The 11,086-nt window shown below is 66.8% G+C and carries 8 protein-coding genes and 3 pseudogenes; 6 read left to right on the top strand and 5 right to left on the bottom strand.

The genetic code is table 11. The annotated features are described in order from the left end of the window. Nucleotides 1-713 precede the first annotated feature (713 nt). The 3 genes and pseudogenes from BLR02_RS27060 (at nucleotide 714) to BLR02_RS29055 (ending at nucleotide 3,779) form a co-directional block, all read left to right on the top strand. A pseudogene (locus BLR02_RS27060) lies at nucleotides 714-1,696 on the top strand (IS630 family transposase). Between the two features lie 40 nt (nucleotides 1,697-1,736). After that, nucleotides 1,737-3,200, top strand: a complete 1,464-nt coding sequence (locus tag BLR02_RS27055) for a CoA transferase (protein ID WP_090665350.1) — start codon at nucleotides 1,737-1,739, stop codon at nucleotides 3,198-3,200. Nucleotides 3,201-3,326: 126 nt separating this feature from the next. Next, nucleotides 3,327-3,779, top strand: coding sequence for a hypothetical protein (locus BLR02_RS29055; protein WP_143018344.1), 453 nt, complete (start codon nucleotides 3,327-3,329; stop codon nucleotides 3,777-3,779). A gap of 61 nt (nucleotides 3,780-3,840) precedes the next feature. Here the strand turns inward: BLR02_RS29055 and BLR02_RS27050 are convergent. The 3 genes and pseudogenes from BLR02_RS27050 to BLR02_RS27040 all read right to left on the bottom strand — a co-directional run. Then, nucleotides 3,841-4,370, bottom strand: a pseudogene (locus tag BLR02_RS27050) (IS5 family transposase); the annotation flags it as partial. A 94-nt stretch (nucleotides 4,371-4,464) separates the two neighbouring features. Then, nucleotides 4,465-4,941, bottom strand: a complete 477-nt coding sequence (locus BLR02_RS27045; protein ID WP_090665349.1) for a hypothetical protein — start codon at nucleotides 4,939-4,941, stop codon at nucleotides 4,465-4,467. After that, complete coding sequence (locus tag BLR02_RS27040) at nucleotides 4,938-5,456, bottom strand: hypothetical protein (RefSeq protein WP_090563689.1); 519 nt, start codon at nucleotides 5,454-5,456, stop codon at nucleotides 4,938-4,940. Before BLR02_RS27040 ends, BLR02_RS27045 begins: the two co-directional genes overlap by 4 nt. A 653-nt stretch (nucleotides 5,457-6,109) precedes the next feature. Between BLR02_RS27040 and BLR02_RS29050 the strand changes: the two genes are divergently transcribed. The 3 genes from BLR02_RS29050 (at nucleotide 6,110) to BLR02_RS27030 (ending at nucleotide 10,311) form a co-directional block, all read left to right on the top strand. After that, a complete protein-coding gene (locus BLR02_RS29050) occupies nucleotides 6,110-6,343 on the top strand; it encodes a hypothetical protein (RefSeq protein WP_143018343.1) in 234 nt (77 codons plus the stop codon). A gap of 1,372 nt (nucleotides 6,344-7,715) precedes the next feature. Then, nucleotides 7,716-7,913 (top strand): type II toxin-antitoxin system ParD family antitoxin, encoded by a 198-nt coding sequence (locus tag BLR02_RS27035; protein WP_090563691.1) that lies wholly within the window; start codon nucleotides 7,716-7,718, stop codon nucleotides 7,911-7,913. Then, the gene (locus tag BLR02_RS27030) at nucleotides 7,903-10,311 is read left to right on the top strand and encodes a PAS domain S-box protein (RefSeq protein WP_090665348.1); all 2,409 of its coding nucleotides are present in this window, start codon (nucleotides 7,903-7,905) and stop codon (nucleotides 10,309-10,311) included. The genes BLR02_RS27035 and BLR02_RS27030 overlap by 11 nt, the downstream gene beginning before the upstream one ends. 81 nt (nucleotides 10,312-10,392) lie before the next feature. Here BLR02_RS27030 and BLR02_RS30705 read toward each other — a convergent pair. Next, a pseudogene (locus BLR02_RS30705) lies at nucleotides 10,393-10,730 on the bottom strand (transposase); the annotation flags it as partial. An 81-nt stretch (nucleotides 10,731-10,811) separates the two neighbouring features. Next, nucleotides 10,812-11,086, bottom strand: a 275-nt coding sequence (locus BLR02_RS27025; protein ID WP_176849862.1) for a transposase, incomplete at its 5' end; no start/stop codon positions are given.

Here is an 11,086-nt window from a genome sequence, read left to right as displayed (position 1 = left end):
TGTAAAAGTCGGCACTCGATCTGTCGGACAGTGTCCGATGACGGCGCGCCAACGGCTTCGTTCAGTGTGCCGCGGCCGGGCGCGCCGCCGTCAAGTCCGGCGCCTCCGGCGCCCCGCTACGCGGCTGCGGGACTTGACCGCAGCGCGCGGCCGCGAGATCCGCATTGGTGCCGTCGACGCGGTTCTGTGCGCGTCGCCCACGATTCAAGTTCGGATCTCATCGGGCACTGTCTGACAAATCTAATCCTGACTTTCACAGTTCAAACAGATGGCTCGCTCGCCGACCCGGCGCAGTGGCCTGCCGTCTGGGCTGGGGCCATCGCATCGGGCTTCGGCAAATATGCCTTTACCACGGACTGGACTGGGGGTGCTCCGCACCCGTTCTGGACGGCCGGCGCCCATCCCACCGGCGGGGACTGGACGGCCTGGGCGACAGGGACATGGGCCGGCGCAGGTCAGTTCTATGAGGATCCCCAAAATTACTTCGGAAAGCAAGTATGAGCCAATCTGATCTGCGGCGGGTTGGGCGCAGGCGGCGTCAGCTTGAACCTGTACAGCAGCGAAGGTGGACCACTGACTGGCAAGTTCGGCGGGTATTTCTCCGGGATCGGAGGCTGCAATATCACCTGTCCCTTGACCTACACCAACGGCCCTTGATGCATTGACATGGCCAGACGAGTCACGCACCTGCTGAGGCATGCCAGGCTGGGCGAATGGCCCAGAACGTATGCATCATCGTAGATGCTGGTGATTCTGCGCGACTGGCCGCCATCGGCGCTGACCGGAACCGCTCGCAGAGGTGCGTCCAGCGCGCCCGCATCGTCCTGCTCTCCGCCGACCGGCTGCTCGTTGCCGAGGTAGCCGGTCAGATTGCGACGAGCCGACCGGCAGTCTGGCGTCGGCAGGCACGCTACGCCCGGCTGGTATGTATGGCCTGCTGCGCGACCAGACGCGCCCACCCGGCAGAGCGCCGCTGCCAACCGCAACCGTGGCGAAGGTGCTAGCGCTCACCAGCTCCGAGCCGTGGGGTCAGGCGACCCACTGGACCGGCCGGGCGATGGCGCAGGCCAGCGGCATCAGCCGCACCGGCTGCGGAGCTTTAAGCGCTCCAGCGATCCGGCCCTTGCCGGCAAGGTCGAGGACCTCGTCGGCCTGTACATGCATCCGCCGATGCATACCATGGTGCTGTCGATCGATGAAACATCGCAGATCCAGGCGCTCGACCGTACCCCGCCTGGGTTGCCGCTGAAGCCCGGCAAATGCAGCACCATGAGCCACGACGACCAGCGCAACGGCGCCACCATCCTGTTCGTCGCGCTCAATGGCCAGGACGGCACCGCGCTGGGCCGCTGCATGTCCCAGCACCGGCACCAGGGGTTCGTCCGCTTGCTCAACGCCGTGGAGCGCGCCGTACCCGCGGGTAAGTGATCCACGCCATCGCCGACAACTCTGCCACCCACGCCGGGTGCTCCATGTCACACCGACCTCAGCCTCCTGGATCAAAGCCATCGCGGGCTTCGTCTCAGCGCTGAAAAGGTGCCAGCGACGAGGGGGGGGCCAATCCGTCGCCGATCTCGAGCGGGCCATCGCCCGCACCATCCGCGAGCACAACGCCACCTCGAGCCTCTTCGTCTGGACCAAACTCGTCGACCGTAGTCTCGCCAGGCTCGACCGGCTGCCTGCACCTTCAGTATGAGTCACTGCACGGCACAGCCCGGACGCGAGAAGGGAGACAAATGACACAGGCACATCGATCCGCCGCCTTCTCCGAGTTGATGGCCGTCCGCGCCATGCCGGCGCCGGGCGCCGGTGAGGTCACGATCACCGGGTCCGATCCATTCTATCGGACACCCTTCCGCGTCGGAGAAACGGCGGCCGCTGTCCTTGCCGCCACCGGCGTTGCGGCCAACGACCTCTGGCAGTTGCGCACCGGCCGCCGCCAGGCCGTCAGCATCGCGGTGCCCGAAGCTGCGGCGACGCTACGTGTCGTCGACTATACGCGGAAGCGCGACACGGACGGGCAGTACCGGCGCCCACCGATATCCGACAGCATGAAGCACATGGCGATGGTGACCCAGCCCTGGCCAACCGCGGACGGGCGCTGGTTCCTGCCGCACTTCAACCTGCCGCACCTGGAGCGCCGCGTGCTCGACGTGCTGGATTGCGAGAGCACGCCGGCCTCGGTCAGCGCCGCGGTCGCCCGCTGGGACGCCGACGTGCTCGAGACCACCATCGCCGAGGCGCGCGCCTGCGGCGGCAAGATCCGGACGCGGGAGGAGTGGCTGGCACACCCGCAGGGCGCCTACCTCGCCGCCCGGCCCGTGGTGGAGGTCACCAAGGTCGCCGAGGGGCAGCCGGAGCCGCTGCCGCCCGGTGACCGGCCGCTGTCAGGGGTGCGTGTGCTCGACCTGACCCGCATCCTGGCTGGGCCGACCGCCGGGCGGACGCTGGCGGAGCACGGCGCCGATGTACTGATGGTCACGGCGCCCCACCTGCCGCAGGTGCCCGAATACGTGCGCGACCTAAGCCACGGCAAGCGGAGCTGCTTCCTCGACCTCCGGCACGCCGACCAGGCCAGCCGCCTGGCCGCGCTGACGCGCGAGGCCGATGTCTTCGTCAACGGCTACCGCCCTGGCCAGCTCGGCGAGCGCGGCTTCGGCTTGGAGGATCTGGCCCGGCTCCGCCCAGGGCTGATCACCGTCTCGGTCAGTTGCTTCGGGTCGGGCGGCCCCTTCGCAGGGCGCGCCGGGTGGGAGCAGATCGCGCAGTCGGTCTCCGGCATCGCCCACACCCATGGGCAAATGACCGGCGCCGACGGGCCGAAGCTCGCCCCGGCCCCGATCTGCGACTACCTGACGGGCTACCTTGCGGCCTTCGGCACGTTGCTGGCCCTGGCGCGCCGCACCCGCGAAGGCGGGAGCTATCATGTGCAGGCGTCGCTCTGCCAATCCGCCATGTTCTATCAGCGCCAGGGACTGCTCAGCAGTTTCAATCATGCGCCCGAGCAGCTGACCGAGGCAGAGCTTGAGCCACTCTATGTGTGCGAGGACTCCTCCTACGGGAACCTGCTGACGCTAGGCCCGGTGCTGCGCCTGTCGGAGACGCCGTGCCAGTGGGCGTTGCCGACACCAAAGCTCGGTGGCGACCCGCCCGAATGGTTGGCCCGAGGGGCTGCACTTCCCGCGTTGGCGCGTGCCTGACCAGGGAACCCCTCGGCGTTTGATGGCAAGGGTTGACGCTGCCTCAGCTGAGCAGCGTTTTTGGTCAGACCTGATCCTGTTCAGTACCCTCTTGCTCGCTCTGGTGCCCGTCCTCATGTGATTGGCATGAACCAGAACGATGCCATCACTGCAGCGCAGTCGTTGACTGCAGAAGCGGAACGGCTGCAAGGCGACGCTCAAGCCACTCGCAAGGAGGCGGACGCACTCCGCTCGGTGATCCAGGGCCCCTCCGAAGTGGTGCAGCAAGTCATCGCGCGGCTTGAGGCGGACGCCGGTGCAAAGACGGAGCGTGCGCGCTCTTTGGAGCGGGTCGCCGCCAGTCTGCTGGCCCGGGAGGGGGGGCAAGACAACGGTTCGCCGGAGGGGTTTGCCGCTTTTGACGCTTTTGCCAGAGCGAGCCTGTCTCCCCTGGTTGCCCGATTAGCGTCGGTGGGCAGGAGCCATGGATACATCGCAGGCCAACCCAGCCCGAATGGTTCCGCTCCAATCAATGTGGAAGCTATCGGCAAGATCCTGGAGGACGGTTTGCGGTGGCTGGCCAAAGAAAGCCGACGGTAGGACGGGCGGCCTTGAATCCCAGGAGAGGACGTCGCTTTGCATTGGGTTTTGCGGACACTGACCTGAGCCAGAGGACGGTGGCGGCGAGGGTGACTACGGCGAGGTAGTTCCTTGCAGTCTTCTCGTGCCGCGTGGCGACGCGGCGGAACTGCTTGAGCTTGGAGAAGCAGCACTCGATCAGCTCGCACGGCCAGGTGGAGCTTGGTGCTCAGGCCTCCGCGGCAGCGACCAAGGGCCTGATCTTCAAACCCCCCCTTTTTTGGCACCAGCGGCGTGCTGGTGAGCGCGGATGATGGTGCTGCCGACGATCAGGTACTCGCAGTCAGGATCGTCCGACATCCTCTCGGAAATGCGCTGCCAGACGCCCTTCCCGCTCCAACGGCTGAAGCGGCGGAAGGTACTGTTCCAGTCACCAAAGGCCTCGGGCAGATCGCGCCAGGGCGCTCCCGTGCGCGCGATCCACAGCATGCCCTCGACAAAAAGGCGGTTGTCGCTCCTGGTCGAGCCCTTCTGGTCAGGCCGCCCAATAATCAGCGACGCCATCCGCTCCCACGCCGCATCGCTCAGCACCAGCCGGTCCAACACGCCCAAGGCCACCTCCGCAAAGGCAGCCTTGAATCATGCAACCGTCAGGTCCAGAATCCCCAAGGGTCCACAGAACCTAGGGCGGGCGCTGCCGCCCGGTTTATTGCAGGCTGCCCCAGCGCCCCGTTGCCGGCTCAGCCGCCGCCCAGCGCCAGCCGGTCGCGTCCCGGCAGAGGCTGGTCAGGTACCAGGCGCGCGTCGGCGGCTTTTGCTCATCGACCGAGAAGGCGATCTCCCGGCAGGCGGCCAACGGTGTGTCGATCGCCCGCAGCACCCGCACCTCGCCCTGCTTCGCCCCGAAGGGCAGGCTGTGCGTGACCTGCCAGGGCCGCGCCTCGCCGAGGGGCGTCTCGGCCGCCGCAATGGCGATCGCTTCCTGCTCGGTCCGGTGCCAGTTGCGGGAGACGCGGCGCAGGCCCCAATCCGCCACCGAGCGGGCGCCGACGCCGATGGCGATGCCGACCGCCGGGTTGCCCGACCCCGCCGCCGCCGCGGTACCGGTGACGGCGCCGACCAGGTCACTGGCCGAGTTGCAGCCGCCGAGCAGCACGACCGTCGCCAGCACCGCCAGCCTCATTGCAGGGATCCCCAGCGCTCGGTCGCCGGCTCGGCCGAGGCCCATTTCCAGCCCGCCCCGTCGCGGCAAATGGCCGCCAGGTAGAAGGCGCGGGTGGCCTTGGCGCCCTCCCCCTCCTCGACCGAGAAGACGATCTCCTTGCAGTCCAGCGTCCCGGCGCTGATCACCCGGCTGACCGCGACCTGGCCGCGCTCGTTCGGCTCCACCGGGACGGTGTGGTTGGTCTTCCAGGCGGCGGTGCCACCGACCGGCAGCGGGCCCGCCGCGGCGGCGATCCGGTCCTGCGCTGCGCCATGCGTTTTTCGCTGGGCATATTGCAGCCCGGCCCGGCCCAGCGCCTGGACGCCGAGGCCGATGCCGGTGGTCAGCGCAGCGTTGGCGCCGAGGCTGTCGGCGACGCCGGCGCCGCCGATGCCGGCGACTGCCGAGGTCGTCTGGGTCAGCACCGCCTGGCAGCCGGGGAGCAGGGCGAGGGCGAGGAGGGCCGCGGCAGGCGGCAGTGAAGGACGCGGCATCGGAGGCGGCAACGCCATCGCTGCCAGCGGGTTCGCCGATTTTCGGGTCGCCGCCATACGCATGTGGCTTTGATAACAGTGCCTGGCACCGGTTGCTGCGGCGACCGGCATCCACGGCATGAGCCTGCCCCCTGACCAGATACCGCCTGCGAAGCCGAAGATCTCTCCCGAAGAGCGCCGACGCCGAACCGCCGATCGGCCACGAGTTGGATGAGCGGGGCATCACCAGGCCCGCCGAGATTGGGGCTGCCTTCGGAGTGCCGGTAGCCGAGGCGATCACACTGCTCAGCCGCAGGCAATGGCGGGAGGGCGATGTCGCATTGCTCGAGGCTGCGGTGGCCCGTCTGGGGGTGCTGGTGCCAGAGCCAGCAGGTATCTAGGCGGGCTAAAGGGCGGCGTGGCTGGTGCCTAAAGCCGTAGGAGGGGCGGCATGATCCAACCCCTCCTAGTTACCGAGGCGTATGCCTGTGCGAGGCATGGGGCGCATGGCGAGTGGCACGTGCCCGAATAAGGACGCCCCTCAGCTGGTGACTGCGATGCCGCTTGGGCCGGTTGGCAAGCCAACTGAGCCAAAGGCCGAAGCTGATAAGAGCCAGAGAGACTAAGGCTGCGCTGAACTCCGTCATGCTCTCCCTCCTCCTGGATCAGCCGAATTGACGCCGCACAGCGCGGCAAGCCGGCGGCAAATCGCAACATTGCGCTTCAATCATGATGAACTCGGCCGCTTAGCCCAAGTTGGAACGATGCTGTACGAATTCTTTACAGATCATGACGGCAAGGACAGGCAGATGTCTTGGGTGAAGATTGCAATTTTGATGATAATTTCCGTTCCGCTATGGATAGCTATGGTTGCGGGCGGTTTTTGGTTTGGAATTGGTGTGCTCTAATCAGCGTCGTTCTGCCTTGCTTGTGATGGGCTGGTGGGCGGCGGACGCGGGATAGGCGGTGGTAGAAGATCATCAGCCCAGCCTTCGCCAGCATCGCCCAAGCCCGCAGAGCGCCCCCGCACACCGACCACGGCTGGGTCTGGCTCCACTGCCCGTGATGGGGATGGGGCTGCCGTCCACATCGGGGTTAGCGCGGCGGTACGGTGCGTAGATCCACCCCGCGGTGGGGGTGACGTCCAGCCATTCGAAGCCCGGCGGCAGCAGGGTCCGCGCCGCGGCCTCCGGTCGTGGTACAGGGCTGCATTGGCCCTACCAAGCCGGACCGCCTTATGGATCGCAGCATCGGCTGCGTCGCGGCCAGCGCTACCTTTGCCTGCCGGTCGGCGATACGGATCAGGCGATTGAAGCGGGTCTGAACGAGAGCCACCCCCGGGGGTTATCATGTGATGATCAATATGCACGCAACCAAAGGCCAAATGGCTCTGCTGCCCCTGCTCTCGGACCCAGCGGCACCGCCACCACCCGAGTTGCCTGGCCTGCCCCCTCTCGAGCCGGCCGAAACCCCGCCAATGACGCCGACACCGGGGCCTGGGCCAGAACTGCCAGGGCTACCTCCCGCAACGCCGACACCAACCCCTCCGGCTGAGACGCCTGCTCCTGAAGGGCCTGCCGAAATTCCAACCATCAGCCCACCCGGGCCGCAGATGCCGCAGCCGATCGCGTAGCTGGTGGCTTGGCAGGCGACGGCGCTGCCACCGGCATTGATATCGTCCTGAGGTTTAGATAAAAGGCTCTTTGCAACCAAGAGTAGCAAACGTGAGCCATATGATCGATGCTGCTTCTAAGCCGCGACGTGATTTTGACGCGGAGCCTAGTGGTTTGATGTCGTACATCGCCACCAGCGGCCTCGCCCTGGCTGGGCTCCTCGGCATCTTCTGGTTTGTCAGCTAGCCAAGGCGATTGCCTGCCGCTTGCTATTAGCAGGAGGCCCAGGCGCCCAAGGCACTCGCCTGGGTGCGCAATCCGGCCAACCGTGATGCTGCCGCGGTGGCTATGACGGTGTTGATATCAGTTGGTTCGCAGCGACGACGCTTGATGGTATCGCCAACTTGTTCCGTATTCGCCTCATCGTATGTGGGCGGCTATCCAGCCTCGGACCTCCGCTCGCTCGAAGCGGCACAGTTGATGACCAAACCCACCAACCAGATCTGGAATTGCACAACGGCAGGTTAATTCATTGGGCGGCTGCCTCAGCTGAAGCTTTTTCGATACGCGCCTGTTCGCTCGCGCCCGGGGCCTGTGAATTCGCACCGAAATCTACCAATATCGCATCAAATATTGACACAAAATCGCGGCTTGGTTGTATGGCTGGATGCCTCTTCGGAAAACCAGGAACGTTTCACTCACGCCTGAGATGGAGGCACTCATCGATCGCCGGGTGGCCTCGGGCCGGTTCCGCAGCGCCAGCGAGGTAGTCCGCGCTGCTCTTCGATTACTGAAGGAAGACGAGCGTAAGCGGCAGGACTCGGCGCCATCGACCCAAACTGAGGCGCGCCGCCTTGCGCGATGACGCGGCGATGCCCTCCGAAACCGATTTCCTGGCCGGGGGCGGCGCCATGGGCCTGTGCGTCCGCGCCCATGACTGGGCCACCACCCCACTTGGCCCGATTGAGTCCTGGCCCCAGTCGCTGCGAACCGCGGTCGGTATGGTGCTTGCCTCGCGCTTCCCGGCCTGCATCGTCTGGGGACCGGGGCTGGTCTCGATCCACAACGACGCGTTCCGGCCCATCCTCGGCGCCAAGCCCGATGCGCTCGGCCGGCCATTCAATGAGATCTGGAGCGAGGTCTGGGAGGAGGTCGGGCCTATCGCCGAGCGTGCCTTCGCCGGTGAGGCCACCTTCGTCGAGAACCTCCCCCTCACGGTGGAGCGCAACGGCTACCCAGAAGAGGCCGCCTTCACCTTCTGCTACAGCCCGGTCCGCGACGAGGCAGGGCGCGTCGCCGGCTTCCTCGACACCGTCATCGAGACCACCGGCACGGTGCTCACCAAACGCCGGCAGGCCTTCCTTCTCCACCTGGAGGAGCGGCTGCGCGGGCTGGCCGATGCGCGCGAGACCACCCTCGCGGCGGCTGAGGCACTCGCCCGCCACCTTGGGGCGGCCCGCGCCGGTTATGGCGAGATCGATGCGACAGGCGAGACCGTCGTGGTCGAGCGTGACTGGACCGACGGCACCGTGGCCAGCCTAGCCGGCGGAGCTCGCCTGATGGACGCCTTCGGGCCGGCGGTGACTGCGGAGCTCCACGCCGGCCGCATTCTGGTCGTGGAGGACTGCCTGGCCGATCCAAGGGCAGCCGGCGGCGCATATAGTGCTACCTGGGCCAGCATCGGCACGCGCTCGCTCGTCGTGGTGCCACTCCTCCGGGCCGGACGCCTGAGGGCGATCCTCTATCTCCACGAGCCGAAGCCGCGGCGCTGGGGCGCAGCGGAGGTAGATCTCGCCAAGGATATCGCCCAGCGCACCTGGGCCGCCGTCGAGCGGGCGCGCGCCGAGACAGCGCTGCGTGAGAGCGAGGAGCGATTCCGGCTAATGGCCGACGCCGTACCGCTGATCGTCTGGATCACCGACACTGAGGGGCGAAACGAGTTCTACAACGAGCAGTGGTTCAACTACACGGGCGCGCCGCGTGGGCCGATCACCGCGGCCGAGACGGTCGCCAGCTACATTCACCCCGATGACGCGGGGCCGACGATGCAGCGGTTCGAGGAAGCGCGGCGGACCGGCGAAATGTTCCTTGTCGAGCACCGCATCCGCTCAAAGGCCGGCGAATGGCGCTGGTTCCTGGTCCGGGGCGAACCTCAGCGCGACGCGCGCACCGGCAGGGTCCTACGGTGGTTCGGCGCGTCGGTCGACATCCACGATCGCAAAAACGCTGAAGAGGCCAACGCTCGCCTCGCCGCGATTATCGCCTCGACCTCGGACGCGGTCATCGCCTTCGCCGCGGAGGACGGGCGCATCGTCGCCTGGAACAAAGGCGCAGAGGAGTTGTTCGGCTACATCGAGGCTGAGGCGCTCGGCAGGCCGGTCGGCCTGCTGGTCCCTCCGGACCTTCCCGAGGATGAGCCGACCGGAGTGTTCCGCCGCGCCATGGAAGGAGCGCGTGTCCACGAGCACGAGACCATGCGCGTGGCGAAGTCGGGCGAGCGGATCCCGGTCGCCGTTACCGCGTCGCGGATGCTCGCGCCTGACGGACGCGCTATCGGTGTCGCGGGGATCTTCCGCGATCTGCGCCAACGCAAGGTGGCCGAGGCGCGCCAGGCGCTGCTGTCGCGTGAGGTGGACCATCGGGCCAAGAACGTATTGGCCGTGGTGCAGGCGGCGCTACGCCTGACCCGCGCGCCCGACCTGCCGAGCTACGTGCGGGCGATCACCGGGCGCGTGGCGGCGTTGGCTCGGGCGCAGATGTTGCTGGCCGACGAGCGATGGGTCGGGGCCGATCTGCGAACGTTGCTCACGAACGAGATGGAGCCGTTCCTCTCCGATGACGGGATGAGCGAGCCGCGCGCAACCTTGGCCGGCCCGACTGTGGCGCTGCCCGCCGGCGCCGCGCAGCCTCTGGCGATGGCGGTGCACGAGCTGGCGACGAATGCAACCAAACATGGTGCCCTTTCGGTACCAGGGGGCCACGTTGCGGTGGCCTGGTCGCTCGATGGCGGCCGCACGGGGACGCTGCGGTTGCACTGGGCCGAGGTCGGCGGGCCGCCGGTAATAGGTTCTCCTACCCGGCGTGGCTTCGGCACCCGCGTTTTGGATACCGTCGTGCGAGGGCAGCTCGGCGGAGAGATCTTGCTTGTCTGGAACACGAGCGGGTTGGTCTGCAACATCGAGCTGCCGTTGGCACGCATGGCTGGAGGCTCAGCTGGCGACCTTGTCGCCGATCAGGCCGGATTCCGGCACTGGAACCGTTGACTTGTTCTGTGCTGGGATTGTCGCATCTGTGGAGCCGCTCGGGCTTTCAAGGCACGACCTACAGCAAGCCAGTGCAGCGACTCACACGGAGCATGCATCCGGCTTGGCGAGGATGGCGGTGGGGGTGGCGGTGCAGACGAAAGGCTTCGGATTGGCCTTGTGCTCGGCGAGGTAGCGCTTGATGACGGCTTGCAGGGCGACCAGCGAGTGGAAGCTGCCGCGCCGAATGCGCTGTTCAGCCACGACCCGGAAGCAGGGATGAAGTGGAACGTCTAGCGCGGGTGCCGCTCCAGCCACGCCTTCACCTTTGGATGCTTGTGGGTGGCGTAGTTGTCGACCACAGCATGGACCAGCTTTCCCGGCGGGATTTCGCGCTCGACTGCGTTGAGGAAGCAGATGAACTCCGCGTGGGCGTGCCGGGTCACGCATACGGTCTGGGCCAGGTCGTGTCCCACAGCGTGGTGTAGGAGCGGTGCTCCTCAGCGGGCTGTGCCGCAGTGTCAAACAGCTGCAACTGGCAGGCTGACGGCCGGAGTATCGCTCACCGCGGTCATGGTCTCCAGCGTCATGTAGCGCGATCGCTGGGTGGCCCATTCATCGGACTGCTCGAGGAGGAGGGCACCGACGAGCCTGACGACGGCGGCCTGGTTGGGAAAGATGCCGACCACGTCGGTGCGGCGCTTGATCTCACCGTTGAGGCGCTCGATGGGGTTGGTCGAGTGGAGCTTGGCCCTGTGCTCGCGGGGGAAGTCCATAAAGGCCAATACGTCCTCCT

The sequence above is a fragment of the Belnapia rosea genome (genome assembly GCF_900101615.1).
GTDB classification, from domain to species: Bacteria; Pseudomonadota; Alphaproteobacteria; order Acetobacterales; family Acetobacteraceae; genus Belnapia; species Belnapia rosea.
This window is presented reverse-complemented; position numbering and strand designations above follow the sequence as displayed.

What these genes read in the sequence shown, in the direction of transcription:
- BLR02_RS27055 (WP_090665350.1), top strand. Translation starts at nt 1,737, where the DNA reads ATGACACAGGCACATCGATCCGCCGCCTTCTCCGAGTTGATGGCCGTC.
- BLR02_RS29055 (WP_143018344.1), top strand. Translation starts at nt 3,327, where the DNA reads ATGAACCAGAACGATGCCATCACTGCAGCGCAGTCGTTGACTGCAGAA.
- BLR02_RS27045 (WP_090665349.1), bottom strand. Translation starts at nt 4,941, where the DNA reads ATGAGGCTGGCGGTGCTGGCGACGGTCGTGCTGCTCGGCGGCTGCAAC.
- BLR02_RS27040 (WP_090563689.1), bottom strand. Translation starts at nt 5,456, where the DNA reads ATGCCGCGTCCTTCACTGCCGCCTGCCGCGGCCCTCCTCGCCCTCGCC.
- BLR02_RS27035 (WP_090563691.1), top strand. Translation starts at nt 7,716, where the DNA reads ATGCCTCTTCGGAAAACCAGGAACGTTTCACTCACGCCTGAGATGGAG.